This window comes from Tunturiibacter gelidiferens, from assembly GCF_051013345.1.
GTDB classification, from domain to species: Bacteria; Acidobacteriota; Terriglobia; order Terriglobales; family Acidobacteriaceae; genus Edaphobacter; species Edaphobacter gelidiferens_A.
This window is the reverse complement of record NZ_CP132939.1, coordinates 1,385,860-1,410,190: the sequence shown is the minus strand read 5'-3', so window position 1 is coordinate 1,410,190 and position 24,331 is coordinate 1,385,860. Positions and strand designations below refer to the sequence as shown.

The 24,331-nt window shown below is 58.0% G+C and carries 17 protein-coding genes, 1 tRNA gene and 2 pseudogenes; 7 read left to right on the top strand and 13 right to left on the bottom strand.

The genetic code is table 11. The annotated features are described in order from the left end of the window. Positions 1-193: 193 nt before the first annotated feature. Entirely contained in the window at positions 194-1,468 is a 1,275-nt protein-coding gene (locus tag RBB80_RS06880; protein ID WP_433967482.1) for an ABC transporter permease, read from the top strand. A gap of 101 nt (positions 1,469-1,569) precedes the next feature. On the opposite strand, the gene rplI is transcribed toward RBB80_RS06880, so the two are convergent. The 8 genes and pseudogenes from rplI to RBB80_RS06840 form a co-directional block, all read right to left on the bottom strand. Further along, the gene (rplI, locus tag RBB80_RS06875; protein ID WP_433967481.1) at positions 1,570-2,043 is read right to left on the bottom strand and encodes a 50S ribosomal protein L9; all 474 of its coding nucleotides are present in this window, start codon (positions 2,041-2,043) and stop codon (positions 1,570-1,572) included. A gap of 94 nt (positions 2,044-2,137) precedes the next feature. Further along, positions 2,138-2,488 carry a 30S ribosomal protein S18 gene (rpsR, locus tag RBB80_RS06870; RefSeq protein ID WP_433967480.1) on the bottom strand — a complete coding sequence of 117 codons (351 nt, stop codon included), beginning with the start codon at positions 2,486-2,488 and terminating at the stop codon, positions 2,138-2,140. Between the two features lie 166 nt (positions 2,489-2,654). Continuing rightward, on the bottom strand, positions 2,655-3,143 hold the full coding sequence (gene rpsF, locus RBB80_RS06865; RefSeq protein WP_433967479.1) for a 30S ribosomal protein S6: 489 nt from the start codon (positions 3,141-3,143) through the stop codon (positions 2,655-2,657). Between the two features lie 132 nt (positions 3,144-3,275). Further along, positions 3,276-3,905 carry an aminoacyl-tRNA hydrolase gene (gene pth, locus RBB80_RS06860; RefSeq protein ID WP_433967478.1) on the bottom strand — a complete coding sequence of 210 codons (630 nt, stop codon included), beginning with the start codon at positions 3,903-3,905 and terminating at the stop codon, positions 3,276-3,278. A 68-nt stretch (positions 3,906-3,973) separates the two neighbouring features. Next, entirely contained in the window at positions 3,974-4,675 is a 702-nt protein-coding gene (locus RBB80_RS06855; RefSeq protein WP_433967477.1) for a 50S ribosomal protein L25, read from the bottom strand. Positions 4,676-4,793: 118 nt separating this feature from the next. Next, positions 4,794-5,755: pseudogene (locus RBB80_RS06850) on the bottom strand (ribose-phosphate diphosphokinase); the annotation flags it as partial. Between the two features lie 445 nt (positions 5,756-6,200). Continuing rightward, positions 6,201-6,274 (bottom strand) — tRNA-Gln (locus RBB80_RS06845). A gap of 42 nt (positions 6,275-6,316) precedes the next feature. Beyond that, positions 6,317-7,576, bottom strand: coding sequence for a 4-(cytidine 5'-diphospho)-2-C-methyl-D-erythritol kinase (locus RBB80_RS06840; RefSeq protein WP_433967476.1), 1,260 nt, complete (start codon positions 7,574-7,576; stop codon positions 6,317-6,319). 151 nt (positions 7,577-7,727) lie between these two features. Here RBB80_RS06840 and ggt point away from each other — a divergent pair, with 151 nt between their 5' ends. Continuing rightward, entirely contained in the window at positions 7,728-9,506 is a 1,779-nt protein-coding gene (ggt, locus tag RBB80_RS06835; protein ID WP_433967475.1) for a gamma-glutamyltransferase, read from the top strand. Between the two features lie 44 nt (positions 9,507-9,550). On the opposite strand, the gene RBB80_RS06830 is transcribed toward ggt, so the two are convergent. From RBB80_RS06830 to RBB80_RS06810, 5 genes are all read right to left on the bottom strand, one after another. Further along, positions 9,551-10,567, bottom strand: a complete 1,017-nt coding sequence (locus RBB80_RS06830; RefSeq protein WP_433967474.1) for an alpha-L-rhamnosidase C-terminal domain-containing protein — start codon at positions 10,565-10,567, stop codon at positions 9,551-9,553. After that, entirely contained in the window at positions 10,519-12,783 is a 2,265-nt protein-coding gene (locus RBB80_RS06825) for a family 78 glycoside hydrolase catalytic domain (RefSeq protein ID WP_433967473.1), read from the bottom strand. Before RBB80_RS06825 ends, RBB80_RS06830 begins: the two co-directional genes overlap by 49 nt. Before the next feature lie 115 nt (positions 12,784-12,898). Continuing rightward, positions 12,899-14,899, bottom strand: a complete 2,001-nt coding sequence (locus RBB80_RS06820; RefSeq protein ID WP_433967472.1) for a beta-L-arabinofuranosidase domain-containing protein — start codon at positions 14,897-14,899, stop codon at positions 12,899-12,901. 88 nt (positions 14,900-14,987) lie between these two features. After that, positions 14,988-15,362 carry a hypothetical protein gene (locus RBB80_RS06815; protein ID WP_433967471.1) on the bottom strand — a complete coding sequence of 125 codons (375 nt, stop codon included), beginning with the start codon at positions 15,360-15,362 and terminating at the stop codon, positions 14,988-14,990. Positions 15,363-15,476: 114 nt separating this feature from the next. Then, complete coding sequence (locus tag RBB80_RS06810) at positions 15,477-18,761, bottom strand: TonB-dependent receptor (protein ID WP_433967470.1); 3,285 nt, start codon at positions 18,759-18,761, stop codon at positions 15,477-15,479. Between the two features lie 516 nt (positions 18,762-19,277). Between RBB80_RS06810 and RBB80_RS06805 the strand changes: the two genes are divergently transcribed. The 5 genes and pseudogenes from RBB80_RS06805 to RBB80_RS06785 all read left to right on the top strand — a co-directional run bounded on the left by RBB80_RS06805 (position 19,278) and on the right by RBB80_RS06785 (position 24,326). Continuing rightward, positions 19,278-20,531 (top strand): maltotransferase domain-containing protein, encoded by a 1,254-nt coding sequence (locus RBB80_RS06805; RefSeq protein ID WP_433967469.1) that lies wholly within the window; start codon positions 19,278-19,280, stop codon positions 20,529-20,531. Then, positions 20,528-21,295, top strand: a complete 768-nt coding sequence (locus RBB80_RS06800) for a hypothetical protein (RefSeq protein WP_433967468.1) — start codon at positions 20,528-20,530, stop codon at positions 21,293-21,295. The genes RBB80_RS06805 and RBB80_RS06800 overlap by 4 nt, the downstream gene beginning before the upstream one ends. 116 nt (positions 21,296-21,411) lie before the next feature. After that, positions 21,412-22,925: pseudogene (gene treS, locus RBB80_RS06795) on the top strand (maltose alpha-D-glucosyltransferase); the annotation flags it as partial. Further along, positions 22,899-23,954, top strand: a complete 1,056-nt coding sequence (locus RBB80_RS06790) for a maltokinase N-terminal cap-like domain-containing protein (RefSeq protein WP_433969547.1) — start codon at positions 22,899-22,901, stop codon at positions 23,952-23,954. The pseudogene treS and the gene RBB80_RS06790, both read left to right, overlap by 27 nt. A 63-nt stretch (positions 23,955-24,017) precedes the next feature. Continuing rightward, positions 24,018-24,326 carry a phosphotransferase gene (locus RBB80_RS06785; RefSeq protein WP_433967467.1) on the top strand — a complete coding sequence of 103 codons (309 nt, stop codon included), beginning with the start codon at positions 24,018-24,020 and terminating at the stop codon, positions 24,324-24,326. Positions 24,327-24,331 lie beyond the last annotated feature (5 nt).

The following is a 24,331-nucleotide window of genomic DNA, read 5'->3' as shown; positions in this document are numbered from 1 at the left end:
CTGTTCGGGCTCGAGCTCCCCTGCTATCGTGGTGGCCGCCCGACCACATCCTGATGGCCGATCAACCGATGGGCGTCGCTAAGTCAAACCGAGTCAAACCAGGATAGTTTATAGCTCGAGACGCCACGTTGGTTCGGCTAGCAGGAAAGCATGCACCGCTGAGATACTGTTAGGCGTCTAATGGTTTAAGCCAATGGCGACGACAAACCTTCCCAAACCGAGCTCATTCGACCGTACGCTGGCCAGCGCGCGCTCGACCATGATGTTCAGTGAGGTCGCTAGACTTGCCGTCGACAGCTTCCGCGCAAGCAAGACGCGGTTTCTGCTCACCATGCTGGGTATGGTCATCGGCTCTATGTCGATTATTCTGGTTGCGACTCTCGGATCGACAGGCAAGCAGTACGCCCTGGACCAACTGACCAGCATCGGGCCTAACAAGGTGGAGCTGCAGTACGGCGGCGGGAACATCAGCGGTCCGGACAACACGAGCACGCCCGACTACATGACGCTCGACGACATGCGTGAAGTCCTGGATCAGGTGCCCGGAATCGTTGCATCGTCTCCGATGTTGGAGTTTTACGACAATGTGAGTCTGGGCGGCGGCGTCACGAAGCAGACGACCCTGCTTGGAGTCTCTCCGGAGTATCGGATTGTGCGCAATCTCGTTGTGGTGTCGGGGCGCTTTTTTGACGATCAGGACGAGCTTGCCCATGAGAAGGTCGCCGTGATGGTCAAGCCGTTCGCAGAAGAGTTGTACGGAAACGTGAACGAGGCGGTGGGAAAAACGATCAGCATCAAGGGTATTCCGTTTGTCGTCATCGGAGTCTTCAAGGAAGCGTTCGATACCTACGGGCAGTCGGAGATCAGCGATCACACGATGCTCGTGCCCTACCCCGTCATACGTTACTTCACTGGAAGCAACTCGCTGAAAGAGCTGTTTTTCACGATGCGTAGCGCGACCCTGGTGGTACCGGCGAGTGAACGTATTCTGGCGATCGTTCGGTCGCGGCACTATGCCGGCTCGGTTTACACCGCGGCAACGCTCACCGATCTACTCAGCAGCATGGCGAAGATCGCGGATATGCTCACCATCGTTCTCACTCTTGGGGCGGGCATCACGATGATTGTCAGCGGCGTCGGCATTATGAACAGCATGCTGGCAAACGTTCAGTCGCGATTGAAGGAGATTGGGATTCGTAAGGCGCTCGGGGCCACAAGTCGTGAGATTCGACTGCAGTTCCTCACCGAGGCGATCTTTCTTTCGCTGAGCGGCGGATTAATCGGGACCGTGCTTGGCCTTGCACTGCCGCTGACACTGGGCCTGCTGACGCCGTTCAAGATCCCGATTAATCCGTGGTCGCCGGTCTTCGCTCTGGGGAGTTCGGTGCTCGTTGGAGTTCTCTTCGGGACCCTTCCGGCGAATCGCGCAGCGCGGCTCGATCCGGTTCAGACGCTCAAGTATGAATAGCGTTTTCTTCGGTCTGACCGTTGATAGTTACAAACAAAAATGCATTGCCCTTCGCAAAATCTGCTCAGGGCAATGCGTTTTCTCGTTTCGACGATCGCGAACTAAGCGGTGGGGGCCGTTTCGGCTTCGGGCTGATCGGCTTTGACCGTCACCTTGACGTGGCTGGTGACTTCGCGGTGCAGCTTCACGGGAACGTGATATTCGCCGATCGTTTTCAGAGGCTCCTCGAGGGAGATCTTGCGACGATCGATGGTGAAGCCCTTCGCCTCGAGCTGTTGCGCGATGTCGCCCGAGGTGACCGAGCCGAAAAGGTGCTCGTGCTCGCCAACCTTGCGCTCGAACACAAGCTCAACCTCGGAGAGCTGGGTGGCCAACTGCTCGGCCCCGGCCTTCTCCTTGGCGGACTTGCGAACCGCCGATGCCTTCATCTGGTCAATGACTGCCTTATTGGCGAGGGTCGCTTCGATGGCGAGCTTCTCCGGCAGCAGGTAGTTGCGCCCGTAGCCGTCAGCGACCTTAACCACGTCGCCGCGATGTCCGAGCTTGTTTACGTCTTCCTTCAGAATGACTTCCATTGCATTTCTCCGATTTCGTCTCTGGCTCCAGGGTGCCGCCAGTCTTGCGTATCCAATAGTTCCGCCCGCAGCCAGTCCGCTGCAACGGAAGAAGTTAGAAGCGTGCAGCGAAGGCGAGCAGGGCGATGTTGCGCGACTGCTTGATGGCCAGGCTGAGCTTGCGCTGGTGGCGAGTGCAGACGCCGGTCAGGCGACGGGGAACGATCTTGCCACGCTCGGCAACGAAGCCCTGAAGCAGGCGAACGTCGCGGTAGGAGATGGCGTCGATCTTCTCGGTGCAGAACTTGCAGACTTTCTTTCGACGGAAGAACTTGCGACCGCCAGGACCGCCACCGGGTGCGCCGGCGGGGCGTGGGGTGCGAGGACCCGCGCCAGGGCCAGAGTGCGCCGGGCGAGGTGTTGGTGCGTGGTGCTCAGTGGAGTGCGTGCTGGTTTCGTCAGCCATGATATTTCCCTCTCAGGTACGTTGTGCCTCTCCTCGCTCCAGGTTCGCGTTGGAGCCTCTGAACAACCGACGAAGTGCAGTCGAGTTGGAAGCGAAGATCGGTGATCGTAGTGCGTTGTGCGATGCGGTTTTGAATCTCATCGCGAATGTTCATGCGAAGCAGAGCTTAGACCGCGGTGGAGACAGACTCGGGTGGCGCGTCGGATGCGACGTGCTCGACTGGAGCTGCTGCAACTGGCTTCTTCTCTTCCTCGGTGTCGGCATCGGACGGCGCGGCCGGGGCCTGGACAGGAGCTGCGATCGGCTGCGCGCTGCGCTTGACCTTGGTGTCGCGGATGGCCTTGACCTTGGCGAGACGCTTCTCTTCTTCGTCCATGCGGACGGTGATGAACTTGATGACCTGCTCGGAGACGCGGAGGCGACGCTCGATCTCGGTGATCAGCGAGCCAGCTGCGGCAACGTTCAACAGGATGTAGAAGCCGTCATTGAACTTGCGCACGGTGTAGGCGAGCCGGCGGCGGCCCATCTTTTCGACGCTTTTGATTTCGCCGCCACCGTTGGTGACGTTCGCGGAAAAGCCTTCAATCAGCTTGTCGAGTTCGGCTTCTTCAACATCCGGACGGACGATGAACATGATTTCGTAGGTGCGATTCATTCGATTACTTCTTTCTGCGAAGTTCTGCTTCGCACCGTGCTGGCGTCTGTTCTGCCAACCCGGTTTGGAATTTCGACTGCGTCTAGTTTCCGTAACAACACTTTGCTGACTAACAACCAACTAGTGACTGCCTTACTTCTCCTTCGGCTGATCCGATCCGTTCTCCAGATCTTCGGGCCGACGGTTGAATCTGTTCATCGCAGCGCTGACCCCTTCGGTCAACACCGCTTCGACAGCGTCTTCTACTCTGTCGAGTACTTCATCCAGCACTACAAGCTCCTGCTTGCGAAACTGCGACAGCAAATAATCTCTGCCGCCAGCCTTGATCTCTCTGCCATCCTCAAGCGCCGGCTTCCCGACACCGATGCGGATGCGCAACCACTCTTCCGTGCCAAGCGCACCGGAGATCGACTTTACTCCGTTGTGCCCGTTTGCCCTGCCATTCGCGCTGATGCGTAGTCTGCCCAGCGGAAATGCCAGCTCGTCATAGAGGACGATCAGGTCCTCCGACGGGATTGCAATCTCGAGCTCCTGAACCAGCGCAGCTACCGAAAGCCCGCTCAGATTCATGTAGGTCTCAGGTTTGGCCAGCAGAACTTCGTGTCCTGCGAGCCTCGCCTTTGCCGTGAGAGCCCGTCCCCGGCGATTGGAGAGGACCACGCCGCAGTCGTCCGCGATGCGATCCACTGCGAGAAAGCCTGCGTTGTGCGGCGTGAACTGATACTCGATACCGGGGTTGCCGAGACCGACAATCAACTTCACGCTTTGTTTCCCTTTCCAGCAAACTCAGGCGGCCCGCAGATCCAAAGGAATCAGCAGGCCGCGCAAAACTACTTCTTCTTCGCGTCCTTGGCATCGGCAGCAGGAGCAGCAGCAGGAGCGGCTGCATCTGTCTTGCCCTTCTTGGCAACTTCCGGCTCGGCCGGAGCGGCAACCACTGCGTCGACTGCCACAACCTCTTCCTTGATGATCGTGACGTGCGCAACCGTCGCATGCTCTTCGGCGAGGAACTTGAGGCTACCCGAGTGCGGCAGATCGGAGACGTGGATGAGGCCGTGCAACTCGAGGCCGGAGACGTCCACATCGAGGTGGCTCGGAATATCGTTTGGCAAGCACTCAACTTCGACTTCGCGCATGACGTGCTCGAGAATGCCGCCCTGCGACTTGACGCCGACAGGAACGCCAACCAACTGGATCGGCACGGAAACGATCATCATCTTGTCCATCGCGATGCGCTTCAGATCGATGTGCAACAGGTTCCCCTTGATCGGCTCATGCTGCCAGTCGACGATCATGGCCTTGACGACGGCGGAACCCTCGACGTTCAGATCGAAGATGGTGTTGTGACCGGAGTCGGAGTGGAGAATTTTGGTGATGACCTTGGGGTCGACCGCAACGGCGACGGCGTCCTGTCCGGCGCCGTAGACGACCGCGGGAATCTTGCCGGCGACACGAACGCGACGAGCGGCGTTCTTGTTGAACTTGCCCTCGCGGGGCGTTGCGACGACTGCTTCCATAGTGGATGATGCCATGATGAATCTTCCTTTCGGGCACAGAGTTGAGCTCCGCTCCCTTTGTCTCTTGATGCCAAGCTGCTTGGGTTAATCCAAGCCGCCCTGTTTCATACCGCGATCCAGTGCTACAGCTGCTTCAGTTGAACAGCGTACTGACGCTGGTCTCCATGTGAATACTCTCGATGGCGCGGCCCAGGAGCCCCGCAATCGAAAGCACTTTAATCTTCTCCACCTTCAGCGCGTCTTCACGCAGAGGGATGGTATTGGTCACGATCAACTGCTGCAATCGTGAGGCCGCGATACGCTCGACCGCCGGGCCCGAGAGCACCGGATGTGTCGCACACGCATAAACTTTTCCCGCGCCCTCGGCCAGCAGCGCATCCACCGTCTTGACCAAAGTTCCGGCGGTGTCGATGATGTCGTCGAGGATCAAGCACGTCCGGCCCTGTACATCGCCGATCACGTTCATCACCTCGGTGACATTGATGTCGGTCCGCCGCTTGTCGACGATGGCCAACGGTACATCCAGCTTCTTGGCGAAGAATCTCGCCCTCTCCACTCCCCCGCATCTGGCGAGACTACCGTCAGATTGGGCAGGTCAAGCTCCCGGAAGTAGCTCACCAGCACCGGGCTGGCAAACAGGTGGTCTACCGGAATATTGAAAAATCCCTGAATCTGGGCTGCATGCAGATCGACCAGCAGAGCGCGGTTTGCACCGGCGGTGGTCAGAAGATCGGCAACCAGCTTCGACGTAATCGCAACGCGCGGACGGTCTTTTCTGTCCTGCCGGGCGTAGCCGTAGTAGGGAATGACAACCGTGATTCGTCCGGCTGAGGCGCGCTTGAGCGCATCCATCATGATCAGCAGTTCGACAAGATGCTGATCGACCGGGAAACACGTAGGCTGCACGAGAAAGACGTCCGCACCGCGAACGTTCTCAAGCAGCTGAAAATGAACCTCGCCGTCGGAGAATCTCTGCAACCGGGTCTCGCCCAGCGGCACACCGACGAACTTGCAGATCTCCTCGGCCAGAGGCTTATTGGACGATCCGCAAAAAATCTTGATGCGCTTGTCATCTGCCAGCCGGCCGGAGCGCTTTTTTCCGGAGCTGGACCCTCTGGCGGTAATCGTGTTGCCGGAGGGGAAGTCGGTCCCTGGGGACCTTTTGGTTGTCCGCCTTGCGAAGAAGGCGCCAGCGCAGGCTGAGAGATTGTTTCTGTCTCTTCAGCCTGCTCTGAAATAGGGGAAAGAACCGCAGTCGTGTTTCGGTCGTTCACGTGAAACCCTCCGAGGCTGGTTGACCTTGAATGTTCCTGCTGCACTGTCTTGCGAAGCCTTGTTGCGGCTCCGTTACTTCTTCTGAAATCCTTGTTGCGGACTACTCAAAAAAACTAAAAGACTTCGGTTCTTCAAACTTCGTACTTCTTTCTCCGCGCTGTTCTCCGCGGAGTCCAAATCGTCTTCATCCTGCGGCAAGTTGTTGCTGCCGCCTGGGATCCCTAAGACTCCCTAATCTGTCCTGTCGCATCTGGCGTCGACTGTTTGGTTGGGCGACTAGGATTCGAACCTAGACAAAGTGCTCCAAAGGCACTTGACCTACCGTTAGTCGATCGCCCAGTACATCGCCGGATGCAGTTTGATTTTACTCGACCGGCGAGGTCACTCCGCGAACATTCTGTCCCAGTACTCCGACCGGGGCAAGGTCTCCGTCACGAAGACCTGTACCGCAATCCCCGCTTCAGCCGAAGCCGCGGCGGACTGGACGCGCTGTTGAGCAGCCTTGGCATCCCGATCGGACCGGTAAAGTCCAAACAGAGCAGAGCCAGAACCTGATAGAGCCGCGTAAATCGCAGGGCGATCTACATCAGAACTACCCAAATCACTACCCATCAATTGACGCTTGGTTATTCGCAAGGAGGGATACTGAGGAAAGACGACCTCTTCAAAGTCATTCTGAAGACCATCGCTTCCAATCCCGGTGCGGACAAGCGCGAGAAGGGTATTCTCGGCCAGATCGTTCCTCGCGTCAGCCTGATTCTCACCAGGCAAATCCCGTTTTTTCCCGGGACTAAGATCGCGAACGATACCGGAGGTGCCGGGCCTACTATCTTCTTTCTTTCCGGTCAGGCTGACGCCTGTTGGGGCAGAGAGGGATGAGTAAGCAAGACTCAACTCCTGTAGCTTATCAATTTGGGGTCTGGACGTCAACCCAAGGGCTCGCGTCACCCCGTGGCCCTCTCCCAACTCGCCCTCCGCGGACTCGCTAACCAGCCCATCATCAGCGCTATGCGGATTCGATTCTTCCGCCCGCGGTAGAGACTTGCCACTTAAGCTGACCGCTTCCGCCGCTCGCCGTCTATCCCACTCTTTGAACGCTGCAGGCGTGGAAACCCCCACCGAAGGAACCGCCACGACGCACCAGGTCTTTGGGAGGTCCGGCATGGGCACCACCTGCTCTCCTCTTCCGAGCCCGAGAACGGCGCCACCTAACAGAAACAAAGGCACATCCGACCCAATCTCGGCTGCGAGCTTCAGCCTCTCGACCCCCGGCAGAGCTTCACCAAGCTCCCGCTCCAGCGCCAGCAGTGCTGCCGCCGCATTGGCTGAGCCCGCTCCCATCCCTCCCTGAACCGGCAGTCTCTTCTCTATATTGATCTCGACCTCTGCGGCTACTCCCAACCGTGCCAGTGCACGTTCCACCATCCGCCAGGCCGTGTTCCGCCCATCGCGGGGAACAAACGGATGATTGGTCGTCAGCGAGATCCTGGTCGAAGATCCGCGTTTAGCCCTAACCGAAACCAGATCATGCAGATCGAGCGTCTGGTACAACGTCGTGAGGCCATGAAATCCATCGGGCCGGACCGGTCCAATCGCGAGCCCCAGATTGATCTTCGAATAGGAACGAACACGTGTAGACATGACCTCTGATTCTACCCAACCGCAAGAGCGAAGAATCCGCCTCCTTTCAGCCCGCAACCTCGGATTCCGGCAGCAACTATTTCGGACGCCCTTGATCTCGAACCAGCTATGCTGATCTCAGCACCCATCCACAAACTTTCTGGAGCCCTGAATGCCCGCTGGCACCCGCGTCTTCGCAGCTACTGTCGGACTCGCACTCCTCGCAAACTCGCTTGTCGCGCAGACAGGCGGTCCAGCCTCCGAAGAGCCGGTTCGCGCGAAGCATGCCATGGTCGTCACGATTCACCATGACGCTACCGATGCCGGCATCGCCATTCTCAAGCAGGGCGGTAACGCGATCGACGCAGCCGTAGCCGTCGCCTTCACGCTCGCCGTGGTTTATCCGCAGGCGGGCAATCTCGAGGGCGGCGGTTTCATGCTGATCCGGACAAAGCACGGTCAAACCCACTTCCTCGACTATCGCGAAAAGGCTCCCGCGGCTGCGACCCGCGACATGTATCTGGACGAACAGAAGAACGTCGTTCCCGGCCTCTCTACAGTTGGTTACAAGGCCTCGTGCGTCCCCGGTACCGTCGCCGGACTCGTCTATGCGCAGAGCCACTTCGGCAAGCTGACCCTTCACCAAGACATGGCGCCAGCCATCCACCTCGCCACAGACGGGTACGTTCTCTCCGCGGAAGAGGCGCAGAACCTTCACAGCAAGATGCTCACTCGTTTCCCGACCTCCGCGCACATCTTCCAGCGCGATGGCGATTTCTATAAAGAAGGCGATACCTTCAAACAGCCTTTGCTCGCCGCAACACTCACGCGCATCGCGGCGAATCCGGACGACTTCTACAAGGGCGAGATGGCAAGACAGATAGCCTCGTTTGAACAGGCTGGCGGTGGTCTTATCACTGCTGCCGATCTCGCGGGTTACGAGGTGAAGGATCGGGAGCCGGTAAAAGGTGCCTACCACGGTTACAAAATAATCACTGCGCCTCCGCCCTCATCCGGTGGCATCGTTCTGTTGGAGATTCTCAACATACTCTCGACCTACAATCTGCCCAAGCTAGGTCCGGACCGGTCGGCACCCCAGGTTCACATCATCACCGAAGCCTTTCGCAGAGCATACATGGACCGCGCCGACTATCTCGGCGATCCTGACTTTACGCCGCAGCCGCTGAAAGAGATGTCGAACGCTGCCTACGCGGCTGCGTGGCGAAGCTCCATTCAACCCGCGTCGCCGACGCCGTCCAAGGATCTGGTTCGGCCTGCGGGCTTTATGCCGGCTCCTCCACAGCTTCAGCCTGCCGCGCACGAATCCACCCAGACCACCCACTTCTCCATCATCGATGCCGAAGGCAATACCGTCTCCAACACCTATACGCTCAACGGCACCTTTGGATCGGGAGTTACGGTGGAGGGTCTCGGCTTCTTGATGAATAACGAGATGGACGACTTCGCCTCCAAGATGGGAGTGCCGAATATGTATGGCCTCATTCAAGGTCCCGCTAACTCCATTGCTCCAGGCAAACGCCCGCTCTCAGCGATGACTCCAACTATCGTCACGACGAAGGGTGGTCTCTTCCGCCGCGCGAGAGTGGCCTACGTTCTGGGTACTCCAGGCGGTTCGACCATCATTACCACCGTGGCAAATGATCTGCTTAGTTGCGTCGACAATGGCCTGAACATTCAGCAAGCTGCCGATGCGCCGCGCTTTCATCATCAGTATCTGCCGGATCGTCTCGACCTCGAAAAGAAGTTCTCTCCAGATGTAGCTGAACAACTCAAGGCTATGGGATATAACGTAAACCGCCTTGCCATCGCCGATGAGCACAACCCCGGCACCTGGGGCGATAGCGAGCTCATTGCTGTCGATCCAAAGACCCATGAGCTACTCGGTGGCCATGATAACCGTCGCGACTACGGTAAAGCTGCGGGCTATTGAGGAGCGGTTGCCGACGGCAAACACTCCCTCTCTTCAACTGTGTCTTAGTTGCCATCAACCGAAAAGTTGTAGCTTCCTGAGCCGATCTCACGCGCCACGGATCCATCTTTGTAAGGTGTGGTGATATGTTCTCCGTCCTGCTTTGCGATGCTTGTCGGCGTTGCTGGGAGGACGACGGTGGCCGTTGTATTCGCTGGTATTTTGACGTTCAACTGAAGCTGGCCATCTGGCTTCTTCGTCCAATCTGTCACGATCGTTCCATACACGGAATCGTACTCGGTGTGCATGTGCGATAAACCCGGCTCCACATGCGGGCTGACGAGAACATGGTGGAAGCCTGGCATCGCGGGATCTGCGTCGATACCACCCACGCGCCGAAAGACCCATGCCATGACGGAACCAAACGCGTAGTGGTTATAGGAGTTCATCGCAGGGTCGCCGGTGTCTCCATTCCAGCGCTCCCACCACGTCGTTGCGCCCTTATCGACCATGTATCCCCAGGAGGGATAGGTGGTTGTCAAAAGCAGGTTGTACGCTACGTCGGAGCGGCCTTGCGCTTCGAGCACGGAGAGCAGGAACGGCGTGCCGAGGAAACCCGTCGTCAGGTGAGTCTGGTGAGCCTGAATGTCGCGTACTAAGCGATCTGTCATCGACTTCTCCATCGCTTTCGGAGCGAGTCCTGCATACATTGTCAAAACATACGATGTCTGCGTGTCGCCTGCGACCGAGCCGTCGGCGTGTAGGTATTTCTGCTGGTACGCGGCCTCGATGCGAGAGATCAGTGTTGCGTACTTGTCCGCGTCTGCGGTCCGACCTAGTGCGGTGGCCATCGTCTGCATCTGGCGCGCGATGATGACCCAATAGGCCGTCGCGACGAGGTCAGACGGAGTATGCGGATCGGGCGCGAGCCAGTCGGCAAAGTTCGCTCCCAGCTCCTTCTCGCGAACGTAGTTCGGATTCGCGTGCAGGATAAAGTCCATCCACCGCTCCATGTCCGGCCAACTTCGCTCGATCACGGAAGAGTCTCCATATTGCAGCCACGTCGCGTACGGAACCAGCACGCCCGCGTCGCCCCAACCGGGAGCACCGGGATGTCCGTCCCTTCCTGCAAAAGATTCGGCGAGATGTTGGAGAAGGCGCCGTCTGGACTTTGCGCATCGATAACATCGAGCATGAACTTGTGCGAGAAGGCGTCGATGTCGAAGTTGTATGAGCCTGTGCGCCAGAACGCACCAGCGTCGCCCATCCAACCCATGCGTTCGTCGCGCTGCGGACAGTCGGTGGGGATCGAGACAAAGTTGCCGCGCTGTCCCCACAGCCCGAGCTCGCTCATCTTGTTCAGCAGCGTGCTGGAGCTCTCAAAACGGATCGCTGGTGAAGCGGGAAGGCTGTTGAGCACCTGACCTTGCAACGCCGACAAGGGAGGCTTGCCGCCGTAGCCGGACACCTGCACGTAACGAAAGCCATGAAAGGTGAAGACCGGAGTCCACTCCTCGTCTCCATGACCGCTTAGGGTGTAGTAGTCGGTTGCATCGGCGTCGCGCAGATTTTCTGTGTAGACGGTGCCGTCGGGATTCAGTCGTTCCGCAAAGCGAAGCTTCACAGTAGTTCCCCGCGCCCCGTGCACATGGAGGCGCGCCACGCCGACCATGTTCTGGCCCATGTCGAAGACTGCGTCCTGCGTCTTGCCCGAACCGACCATACTGACGGCGACCGGCGAGACCGTCTGCGCGGGCTGCACCGGTGTATCCGGCTGTGCAGTGACGAGTAGGCCAGTGTTCGCGTCATCGACAACCACCGGCGTCCAGTGAGCGGCGTTGGGAGACGAGGACGTGTTCCATCCCGGAACGTCAAGCCGCGCGTCGTAGGCTTCTCCGCCATAGATCTCCGAAGAGACAATCGGCGAAGCAGCCGTCTCCCAGCTGGAGTCCGTCGCGATGACCTGATGAGTGCCGTCGGCGAAGGTCAGCTCGAGCTGCGCGCGCAGACGATCCGGACCGGGAAACAGGCGCGAGCCCGACCACAGGAGCGGACTGCCGTGCCATCCCGCCCCAAGGATTGCCGCGAGCGTGTTACGCCCTGGCACCAGCAAAGAGGTGACGTCGTAGGTTTGATACAGGACGCGCTTTCGATAGTCCGTAAACCCTGGGGTGAGCCTGAATTTGCTCACTTCTTTTCCATTCAAATAACTTTGATAGCTGCCCAGCGCAGTTACATAGAGACGAGCTGAGACCACCTTGCGAGGCGGGGTGAACTGCTTTCGGAGCAGAGCGGTGCTCGACTCGATCACCGTGGGATTCTGTCCTCGCGATTCGCGATCGGTTCCGACGCCGAAGTTAAGATCCGCAAACGCACCGAGCTTTTTCGCAGGAGACCACTCTGTCGCGTCAGCCGGCTTGATCGAACGAGCCTGCCACGCGTCACCGCTTTCAATCCAGCGTGCCTTGCCCGCATCATCGGTCAACTTCAAAGCAGCGGCTAAGGCAACGCGATAGGTCTTACTGGATTCGTTGGATCTGGGGGTCTCCACTTGGACGACGATGTCGTTGTCTCCGACGTGGAGTTGGTCGCGAATATCTTCGCGGTCGAATGCTCCCCATTGATCCTTATGCCCTGTAACTGTGCCGTTGACCTTCGTGGTAAAGATGCCGCCGGCCAGAAGGTGAAGACTGGCTGAGCTGGGAACTTTGTCCAGATGGAGGTTGTACCGGAACTCCGCCTCCGTGCCCTGTGGGACACGCTCGGAGTCGCCTTCCGGTAGCCAGATCCACGAGGTCGTCTTCAACACCTCCGCCTCTACGTGATTGTCGCGCCGAATCCACTGAGCCTTCCAGTCGGAGGGTTGAAGCAGGCCCATCTCCCACCATGCGACCTCGGACGACCGCTCCTCTTTTTCCTGGGCATCCCAGGTTTGAACGGCCCAGTAGCAGCGCTGATGAGACGTCAACACTGGTCCGGCATACGCCACATTCACAGACTCTGAAGACATCTGCTTCCCGCTGTCCCAGACGTCGCCGTGCCCTTGGCGCAGCGTGGCGGGTGAGTTGGCAACAAGAATGCGGTACGCCGACTGGCTCCAGTTGCGTGTGGTTGCATCGCTCTGCCAGGACAGCGTGGGGTGCGCCGAATCGATGCCCAGCGGATCGATACGCTGATCCACGCGAAGATGGACCGGTACAGCAGACGCTGTCGCAGCACAAAGAGATAAGGCCGCTACGAACGAAGCACGCTGCGCCGGTAAGGCGAACAGAGGGATTGCGAGGCGCAGGATTTTCATGAATTGACTGTCCAGGACACTTTGGGTTGCATACAGAATTAGATAACGGCTTCGCATCATTTGCCTAACGAGCGCTGCGACAGACTGCCGATCTGCAGCAGTCTGTCCAGACTCATCACGCCATCGCAGTGACCTGTGGGTAGCAAGTAAACTCTTCTTCCGATATCTTCCAGTACGGCACAAACTTTTGACCGTCGTTGCCTCGAACAGTGAAGTGAAGCGGTGAGCCATCGACAGGCTCCAGATGGTTCGCTAGATGCTCGGCTTCGTGGCCCTTGTCCACAGTGAGACTGGCGGTCGGAGATCCGACAGCAGCCAGCAGAATAGGACCGTACTCGACCGAGTATCTTTTCTTCCCCGCAATCTGGTCGTCCCCGTTGTAACGGCGTACTCGAATCTCCGCGGGAAGCACAAATTCGATGACGTCTCCGTCGCTCCACTTACGATTGAGCGCAAGGTAGGTGCCCGGTTTGCCCGAGCCCGCTGCTTTACCGTTGACCGAAACCGCCATCTCCTTCGCCGCCCAGGATGGAACGCGGATCCTGAGATTGGCCTGTGTCGGCGCCGATACCTTCACTGCGCCACTCACGTGCGTGTCATAGGGGAAGCGAGTCTTCATCTTCAACTCCATCGGCTGACCTGCCTGCTGCCAACGAATCGTAGAGGGCTCGTAGAGGTTCACATAGATTCCATCGGGGGCGATGGAGTAGATGTGCTCCGGCAGCGTCCCAAGCAGCCTGGTTCCCTGTCCCTCGCAACACGTATTCTCGTGGGTGGATTTCTCTTTCTTGCCTTCCATGATCGTGTGATAACGAAGACCTGCGCCGCCGTCCTGGTTCGCCATGCCGACGTTGTAGATCGACTTCTCGATCTCGGTGGCATAGCGCTCCTCATCGGGATTCAGCAATTGAAAACGCTGGCTCAAGAAGACCCAGAAGCTACTGCCGCAAAGCTCTCCCAGTTTTTGGTGGAGATAATTGCTGTTGGGCGGATCCTTCTCGAACTCGATGATGGAGATGCTTCCGCCGGCCTGCTGCCAGTGTGCGCGATAGAGCTCCCATGCTCCGAGAACTCCGTCTCGATAGCGCACGTCGCCGGTGGCGAGATACATATCCAGATACGCTTCGAGATTGGTCAGCAGATAGCAGTGCGGGCGGTCATACGGATACTGCCACACCTGCTCCTTCTCCTGCTTCGCCAAACCCTCCATCCAGCCGTCTTCCTGGTAGTAGCGCTGAATTACCTGCGCGTCGGCAGGCTTTCCAACCGGACTTGTGCACATGCGGGTGTTCGCGACCATCCCCTGGCCGCCTTGAATCGCACCGCGCAACATGTCCGGCAGGAACGGCTGCTGATTGAACCAGTCGTAGTATCCGCGCAGCATCGGTAAAGCCTTGGGGTTACCGCCGTATGCGGCTTCGAGCAGTCCGTGGGTAAGCCATGCGCGAGTGTAGGCTGCGCGCTCCGAGTAAAAGATCGTGTCTTCCGGGTACGCCATGATGTATCCGTTCGGCTGACGGCACTCTTCAATACCATCGACCACAACATTCAGGCGGCGGTGCAGCTCGGGATCGTCAATCCAACGCAGCGTGTTGCCGGCGCCCATCAGGAAACGTCCGGCGTTCGAGCCCGCAAGATCTTCCTCCCAGAAGACCTGCGAACCGGTCGGTTTGAAGTTTTTGATCTTGCCTGTTCTCTCGTAGAACTGACGCAGAAGATCGTCCGTCGTGTACGAGTTCAGCAGATACTGAATGTTGTTTTGCATCGCCTCCTGAAAGACGCCTCCCTCCAGAGTCACTCCCGTCTTCGGCGCTTCGGCTTTGTACTTCGCCGGCTTCCAGCTTGCGGGGTCTGTCACCGCGTGTGGATTGTCGACGCGGATTCCCTCTCCGTCCTGCCGGGGTGGCCGCGTGAGTTGCGCTAGAAGGTCGCTGTTTCCATACTTCTCATCCGCCGTCACCTTGCAACCCACGGCAACATCGTGGCCGCCGGAGATAATGGCCATCTTCGCAACCATCAGCGTGTAGTCGGGGCTGTCCTGGGGCTCTTTGCCTAGCGGGGTGCTGTCTGTAGCGACCGCTTTTACAGGCCGAAGCCGCGTTGCCGTCAACCGCACATACCGGCCATTAACATCGTGCGCCGCGTACTGTGTAATGTTGTCTTTCAGATCCGGAAAGTCGGATTGCGTGAAGTCCGCGATGGTCTCAACTTTTCCGAAGTTCGCATCGTCGGAGGCTTCCAGCCGGAATCGCAGAGGAACCCCTCGCCTCCGTAGTATTGGTCGCGGCCCGGATACATCCGCTCGGAGGCAGGGAATAACTGAATCGCAGAGATTGGAATACTTTTTTCAGATCCACCTGAACCCAGGTAGTCACATCGGGTGTTGCAACTACTTTCGAACGATAGGCGCGATAGTTAGTAGCCGGCGTCGCGGCCATTCTGATTCCGGTCAGGTAAGGTGCCATCTCCTTTTCGTTCGCCTGGGCCAGCAGAGCGATCGGCTTCATCGCTCCAATGACGGCAAACCCTGCGCTCGCGTAGGTTGAGTCCAACAGAAACTTACGTCGTGTTACAGCCATCACCAGTCTCCCGTGTCCCGCTTCCATAAGAGGAAGTAATTTTCGTCGAGCAATCCTAAGCTGTGAGGGGGCGTAAGGAAAACCATCGCCCCTCGTGGTTAATCGGTTCAATTGCTAAAACGCGTAACGCAAAGCGAGTTGCAGCACTCGCTGACCTACAGTTTCCTGAGTAAGCAGGCCGGCAGCGGGGTTGGTGATGCTGGTGCTGCCGGTAGAGAAGTTGGGGTGATTGAAGACGCTGAACGCCTCCGCACGGAACTGGAGTTGCTGCCGCTCGGTGATCGCAAACGCCTTCTGAAGGCTCAGGTTCGTCGTGTCGATGCCAGGCTGATGCGGTCCGCTTCTGGCTGTTCCGTACTGACCGGTTGCGGGCTGCACATAGCAGGACGGATCGAAGAACTGCAGACGGGGATGTCCCGTAGGAGGATTCCCCGCGCAGATCCTGTTTGCGTACACACTATGCACCGAACTGGTATCCGCGTTGTTGTTGGCCGTGATCTGGATCGGCTGGCCGGTGGCAAACTGTTGAACTCCAGAGAGCTGCCAGCCGCCGATGATCTCGCGGTTGATCAGGTTATTGGAGTTCAGAAACTTCTTTCCGGGACCGAAGGGCAACTCATACACCGCGCTGATAATGAGATTCTGCGTGCGGTTGAAGCCAGCAGGACCATAGGTGAGCCCTGGGTTATAGAGATCTTGAATGTCCGCATTATCGCCGTCCAGGATGTCCATCGCCTTGGAGTAGGTATAAGCCCCAAGGAACTGCAGACCGTTGGTGTAAGTTCGTTCCACCTTGACTGCGAGTGCGTTGTAGTTTGCCGAGACCGCGTTGAGTTGGCCGTCTGTGGTTCCGACGTGTGCATTCGGTCTCAGGTCGAGGATGCCGCTCGTGTTTCCAGGTGTCAGTCCAAATGGCTGGTTGAGATCGGCACGCGCGGACTGATGCCGAGTGGCGTTCCCAATATAGCCGATGGTTAACAGAGTGTTGTTGCTGAGTGACCGTTGGATATTGAGATTCCAGTCCTGAACCGATGTGTCTTTCAGGGTTTTGGTAAGTGTGTAGTTCTGCTGTCCGGCCAGCGATGGATTAGGAACAAAGAGGTCCTGGATATCCACGGGCCCCGCTATGTTGAAGGAATAAGACTGATTCACGAAGTTCGGCGAATAGAGCAATTGGAACTGCAGATTGTTGTAAAGAATTGGCGCGTAGTATATTCCATAACCAGCGCGCACGACGGTACGGTCGTTCACCTGATAGGAGAGGCCAAACCGTGGCGCCCAGTCGTTGTAGTTCGTCTTCCACGTGCCGGGAATGACCCGGTTCGACGCGACATCGAATTGGCCGCCGTGTCCGTTCTTGTCGTTCGGTGGATTGTCGAAGTCATATCGCAGGCCAATGTTGAGGGTCAGCCGAGGCAGCGCCTTCCAGTCATCCTGCACATAACCTGAAACGTCCGTGCCTCGAAAAGCGCCCACTGTCACGCCGTTGGCAGCATTGGCGGTTCGAGGGAATCCGAGTTCGAGATCAGCCAGCGAGTTGCCCTGATCGGTAGCGCTGCGCACACCGCCAACGTAAGCCGAGGTCGAACTGCCGTCGAAGTTGTAGATGCCGTTGTTGCCGACGACCCAGTTGCCATCAAACTGTGTCCTGACGTAATCGCCGCCGAACACGAAGGTATGGTTGCCTAGCTTCCAGCTCACTTCGTCGGTGTACTGGAAGCGATTCTGAATTGCACCCTGAGGAGAGTAAGGATCTCCCAACGAGGTGTAGTTGCCGGTGTTGAGGTTGATCGCGGGAGGCGTCCATTGGGAAGGCTGAGGATTAACGTTCGCCAGGCCATACTGCGCCGCATAGTTGAGAGCTCCTTCGCCCTGCTGCGTGCGGAATAGATTACTGCGGTTGTAGCCAATCTTGAAGACGTTCACTACGTTCGCGTTGAATACATGTGTCTCCGCAAGGGAGATATTCGTTCCTTTGAGCGCGTCGAATATACCAAAGAGGCCTGGCGTAATGCTGTCGTTACCGAACTGGCTCTCCAGCCTTGCTACCGTGCCGAACAACAAATCTCGTTGCGAGATGTTGTAGTCGACACGGCCAAGGTACTCGTCGTAGTTACTGATCTGCGGCAGATTCACAACGTAGTTGACGTTGTTCGCATCGAGTGTTGTGTTGGGTTTGGGATAGTTCTTCAACCACTGCTGGGCAAACGGACTAATCGCAGTGAGCTTATTTCCCGCAAAAGGCTGGCTCGTTCCTGTCGTGGGATCGTAGGTTGAAGGATCGTAGAGGGTAATTCCGTCTGCCGAGAAGTCTCCGTTGCGCTCCGCGTCCGTTGGAACTCGGTCGCGGTTGACGTTCGCCGTGTGGCTCCGCAGACCCGAATAGTCAAAGAAGGCAAACAGCTTGTTCCTCCAGAGTGGAGCGCCGATATTGCCTCCAAACTGGTTATAGCGTTTCGCAGGCTTCGTCGTAGCGAACCAGTTCTTGGCATCGAAGTCATCATTCTGGAGAAAGTCGTACGCCGTTCCGTGAATCTGGTTCGAGCCGCTCTTGGTGATGACGTTGATGATCGACGGCTGGCTGAAGCGCGCAGGAGCGCCGTTCAGGATCGTCGTGACCTCCTGGCTCGCTTCAACCGACGAAAGGATATTCACCGTCTGCGTCAGCAGGTTTGTGTTGTCGACGCCGTCCTGAAGAAATGCCGTGTGAGCGTTACCAAGCCCCGAGATGATGACCGAATTTGCGGTCTGCCCGTAGAAGCCTTCGTCTCCACCATCAACTCCAACATCGGTTCCCGCCTGCGAAGCCGGCCCGAGCGTCGCAACGTTCAGGATGCTTCGGCTGTTGTTCGGCAGGTTGACCAACTGCGTCGGCGAGACGGTGGTCACTAACTCGTGGTTATCCGTCTGCAAACTCACGGAGCCGGACTCGGAGGTAACCGTCACCTCCTGCTGCACATTGCCCACAGAGAGTTGCAGGTTGGCGGTTGCGCCATTCGTGGTCACGTCCACGGTCGTCACCAGGTGTTTGAACCCGGGTGCCGTAGCCGAAACGGTGTAAGGCCCCACCGTAAGGGAAGGCACGTTGAAATAACCATTTTGATCTGTCGTGACGCTTCGCGTCGTGGACGTTCTGGCGTTTTTGATCTCGATCTGACAATTAGGAACCACAGCCTCTGCGCTGTCGCGAATCGTTCCTGAGAGGGAGCCGAGATCGGTCTGGGCAAACGTTACCCTCAGCGGACCTATGCCTGCGACGACCAGCAGTACGACTAAGGTTTGGAGCGCCCGAGAGAGTCTGGTCTTCCGAAAACCGCTTGACCGGTTGAAGTCCTTGCGATGCGTTCCGCCGTTATCTATCGGCTCTGAAGGAGCGTTGGTTTTGCTTAGGTGTGCCATGCGAGATTCCGCCTCCCTGTAACGCCCGCAAGTCGAACAGAGGCGTCAACCGATTGTCAAGGGGAAAATTATTTCAATTGGAAAATAACCTTAAAATTTTGCCGTCTGGATGCACCTAGAAAAACAGCCTTTCCGCAGAACAAAACGGCCTAACCACGGGCATGGAATCTGTTACCTCGACGGCGAAGTCGAGAAGATTTCCAACTGGGGAATCAGAGAACAAGCACGGACGCCACAGCCGCCCAACAGAAGCAAAGGTGCGGGCTTTGAAGGGCGACTGTGGATGCGAGATCTGGATAAAACATCCCTCCTCCCGGAACCCCTCGGTTGCGCGTCGCCAGCCTCAAAATGAACCTGGAACTGCGCGATTCCCCAGCTTCCCCATAGCCAGCAAACATATGCGGCTCAGCCTGCATCTTCCTATCCAGGAGTAGCCATTCATTCCGTTAGCGGTATTTCGAGCGCGGCCTGTCGGACTACTATAGGTACGAAAGCTAGTCTGAAGATCTGAGTGATATGAAACCTATCGAAGGCCGTAAGCGAGTCGTTATTGAAGAGGTCAACCCACAAGTCGATTGTGGACGCTATCCAACCAAGCGGATTCTGGGTGACACCGTCACCGTAACCGCAGCTGTATTTGGCGATGGCCACGACCATGTCACAGGACGTTTGCTCTACCGCCCCTCGAGCGAGAAGGACTGGCAATCCACTCCGCTCTCCCCGCTTACCAATGATCTTTGGTCCGCCAGCTTCATCGTAGATGCGCTGGGCGATTGGCTCTACACCCTCGAGGCATGGGTTGACCACTTCGACACGTGGTCTGCCGATCTAGAAAAACGGCTGGCCGCGCAGCCCGGTCAGCCTGGCATGAGTCCTTCGGCCGAATCACAGGATATCCCGCTCGCGTTGCGTTCCGGCGCCCTCCTGCTGGAACAGGCCGCGGCGCGCGCCAACGGGCCCGATAGCAAACGTCTAGCGAATGAGGCTGCGCGTCTCCTTAAACTGGCGGAGGCAAAGTCTGAAACCTACGACAATCCTTTGACGGACGAGATCGTCGCGCTCGTCGCACAATACCCTGATCTCACGCTGGCGACCCGCTATCCGCAGGATCTGCACCTGTGGGTTGACCGCGAACGGGCGCGCTACTCGACATGGTATGAGCTTTTCCCCCGATCCACCTCGCCCGACCCTGCGCGGCACGGCACATTCGCCGACGTACAAGCGCTTCTGCCAACCATCGCCGCGATGGGCTTCGATGTGCTCTATCTGCCGCCGATTCATCCCATCGGCAAAGCGTTTCGCAAAGGCCCGAACAACAATGTCACCTCGATGGAGAACGATCCTGGCAGCCCCTGGGCGATTGGTGCAAAAGAGGGCGGCCACAAATCCATCCTCGCTGCACTGGGCACCCTACGAGACTTCGACGCTCTCGTCGCCGCAACCCGCGAACATGGGATGGAGATGGCTCTCGACATTGCCTTCCAATGTTCCCCCGATCATCCCTGGGTCGCCGAGCATCCCGACTGGTTCAATAGCCGCCCCGACGGCTCCATCCAATACGCGGAGAATCCCCCAAAAAATACCAGGACATCTACCCGCTCAACTTCGAATCGCTCGATTGGCGCGGTCTGTGGGAGGCTCTGCGCGATGTCTTCACCTATTGGATCAAGCGCGACATCAAGATCTTCCGTGTCGACAATCCCCACACGAAGGCACTCTCTTTCTGGGAGTGGTGCATCGGCGAAATCCATAAAAAATATCCCGATGTGATCTTTCTCGCCGAGGCCTTCACGCGCCCGCACGTTATGTACTCGCTGGCCAAGGCTGGCTTTAGCCAGTCCTATACCTACTTCACCTGGCGGAACACGAAGGACGAGCTGCGGGAGTACTTCGAGGAGATCACCAAGCCGCCCGTGACGGACTTCTTTCATCCGAACCTCTGGCCCAACACACCCGACATCCTGCACGCCACACTTCAAAACGGTGGGCGTCCCGCTTTCATGCAGCGCCTGATCCTCGCGGCAACACTTGGCGCAAACTACGGCATGTACGGCCCCGCCTACGAACTCGGCGAGAACCTCCCCGCCAAACCGGGCAGCGAAGAATATCTCAACAGCGAGAAGTACGAGATCCGTCGATGGGACTGCAGCGCGAGCACAAGCCTCGCACCGCTTATCACGAAGGTCAATCAGATCCGCCACGCCAACCCCGCACTCCAAAGCGACGGCTCGCTTCACTTCCACAACGTGGATAACTCCAACATCCTCTGCTACAGCAAATGGAGTGGGCAGAATCAGATTCTAGTTGCCATCAATCTCGATCCAACGCAGGAGCAGGCAGGATGGATCGATCTCGACCTCAAGGAGCTGGCGATCCCGCACAACGAAACTTTTGACATAGAAGATCTGCTTACTGGCGTGCATTATCAATGGCACGATCGCAGCAACTACGTCGCTCTGCGCCCGGACGTGATGCCCGCGCACATCTTCCGTCTACTCCGCAGATCAAACGTCGAGACCACGCAGACTCCGTAAGCAAAACATTCACCACATAGCTCCGCACGAGGACGAAGAGTGAAAAAGTCTCCAGCGCTACCGATCCCCTTTGGTACAAGGACGCGATCATCTACGAGATTCACGTCCGAGCCTTCATGGACTCGAATGCAGACGGCATCGGCGACTTTCCCGGCATCATGTCGAAGCTCGACTACCTTCAGGATCTGGGCGTCACCTGTCTGTGGCTGCTGCCCTTCTTCCCTTCGCCACTGCGCGACGACGGCTACGACATTGCGAACTACGTCGACGTCAACCCCAGCTACGGAACCCTCAACGACTTCAAGCAGTTCCTCGACGCCGCCCACCTTCGCGGCATGCAGGTGATGATCGAGCTCGTCATCAACCACACCAGCGATCAGCACCCATGGTTCAAAGCTGCGCGCCTCGCCCCCAAAGGTTCCCCGAGCGCGATATGTACGTCTGGAGCGACACGGACAAGCTCTTCGAGGGGGTCAGAATCATCTTCACCGACACAGAAAAGTCGAACTGGACCTGGGACGATGTCGCGCAGCAGTACTACTGGCACCGCTTCTTCTCTCATCAACCAGACTTGAACTTCGACAACCCGCGCGTGATGGAGGAAGTTCTCACTGCGATGCGCTTCTGGCTGGACATGGGCGTCGACGGCCTGCGACTGGATGCGATTCCCTATCTCATAGAACGCGACGGCACAAGCTGCGAGAACGTGCCCGAGACCCACGTCAAGATCAAGCAGATTCGCGCAGTGATCGATGCGGAGTATGAGAATCGCCTGGTGCTCGCCGAGGCCAACATGTGGCCCGCAGACGTCCGTCCCTACTTCGGCGACGGCGACGAGTGCAACATGGCCTTTCACTTCCCACTCATGCCGCGCATCTACATGGCGCTCCGCCAGGAAGACCGCCTCCCCATCACCGACATCATGGCGCAGACCCCCGCCATCCCGGACAACTGCCAGTGGGGACTCTTCCTTCGCAACCATGACGAACTCACCCTCGAGATGGTCACCGACGACGAGCGCGACTACATGTACTTCGCGTACTCCGCCGACCCCCGCATGCGCATCAACGTTGGCATTCGCCGGCGCCTCGCGCCTCTGGTCGATAACAACCGCCGCCGCATTGAGCTCCTCAACTCGCTCCTGCTCAGCTTTCCCGGCACGCCCATCCTCTACTACGGCGACGAGATCGGCATGGGCGACAACATCTATCTAGGCGATCGCAACGGCGTCCGCACGCCCATGCAATGGAACTCCGACCGCAACGCAGGCTTCTCCAAGGCTGTTCCGGCTCAGCTCTACTTCCCCGTCATCATGGACCCCATCTGGGGCTATCAGTCGATCAACGTCGAGGCCCAGCAGTCCGATCAATCGTCCCTGTTGCATTGGACGCGCAACATGATCGCCCTGCGCAAACTCTTTCACGTCTTCGGACGCGGCACGCAGGACTTTCTCAGTCCGGAAAACCGAAAGATCCTCGCTTACATTCGCCAGTACGAAGAGAACGGCAACTGCGAAACGGTTCTTTGCGTCGCGAACCTGTCGCGTTTTTCGCAGCCTGTCTCGCTCGACCTCTCTAAGTTTTCCGGCATGGTTCCGGTTGAGATGCTGGGATACGTCAACTTTCCGACCATCACGGCACAGCCATACCCACTCACGCTTTCACCCTATTCCTTTCTCTGGCTCGAGCTGCAGTCTGCACCGGCAGCGCCTGAGCCAGTAGAGGTGCCTGTAGACGAGCCGATCGTGCACATGCTCAGCCGCGGCATCGAAGGCGTTCTGTCCGGAGAAGGCTTAACTCGTCTGCAGCATCTGCTGGCCAGCTACCTTCCGCACCAGCGCTGGTTTGGAGCGAAATCGCGAACCATCAAGACCGTCGAAATTCTCGACTCAGCGGAGCTTCCCGGCCTCAACGCAATGATTCTCTTTCTGCATCTGACCTACGAAGACAACAGCACCGATATCTATCAGCTTGCGCTTACCATTAGCACAGGCGAGGTTGCAGAAATGGTCCGCGCTTCAGACCCGGCGAGCATCGTCGCGACCGTTTCGACCTCTGACGGTCCCGCTATCCTCCACGATGCGGTCGCGCGCGAAGACGTTCGTCAGGCTATCCTTCACCTCATTGAGACCAGCGGTGAACTCCCCACCCGCAACGGAAGCCTGCAGGGACACAGCAGCAGCGCCTTCGCGGAGGTTCGTGGAACCAATCCTCTGCCAGCTCGCACGGGATCGGCCGAACAGTCCAACACCTCCATCCTTTACGATGCGAAGCTCATCATGAAGCTTTTTCGCCGGCTCCAGCCCGGTGAAAATCCTGACACCGACATCGGCCGCTTCCTCACCGAGACAGCACACTTCCCCCGTATCGCTCCGTTTCTCGGGGACATCACACTCCATTCCAAAACCGGCGAGCCCACCACGATCGCGATGCTCCAGGCCCTGGTCGAAAACGAAGGAGACGGCTGGCAGTGGACTCTCGACGAACTCTCGCACTACTACGACAGCGTCGCCATTCTTCCCGCTCTTCACGACCTCGGCACTCCCCCTCCTTCCTTTCCAACAATGAAATACCCGCCCTGGCCCGCGAGCACGCAGGCCTCTATCTCGACGCAGCCGCGCTGCTTGGCCGCCGCACCGCGGAGATGCACCTGGCACTAGCCACCCCTACTCACGACCCTGCCTTCATGGCCGAAGACTTCACTACTGCCGATCTCGTCGCCGATGCCGACCGCATCGACGCGCAACTCTCTCACACTCGACGCCCTCAAGCGCGGCATGTCGCACATTACCGAGATCACTGCCGATAACGCAGCACTCGTTCTCAGCCGCCGCATCGAGCTCTTCGCCCGCGCTCGCGCTATCGCCTCTGCAACACCTACCCAGGCCGGTCAGCGTATCCGCATCCATGGCGACTACCACCTCGGCCAGGTTCTTCGATCTCGCGGCGACTACGTCATCCTCGACTTCGAGGGCGAACCCGCACGCAGCCTCGCCGAACGCCGCGCCAAGCAATCCCCCTGCGCGATGTAGCTGGC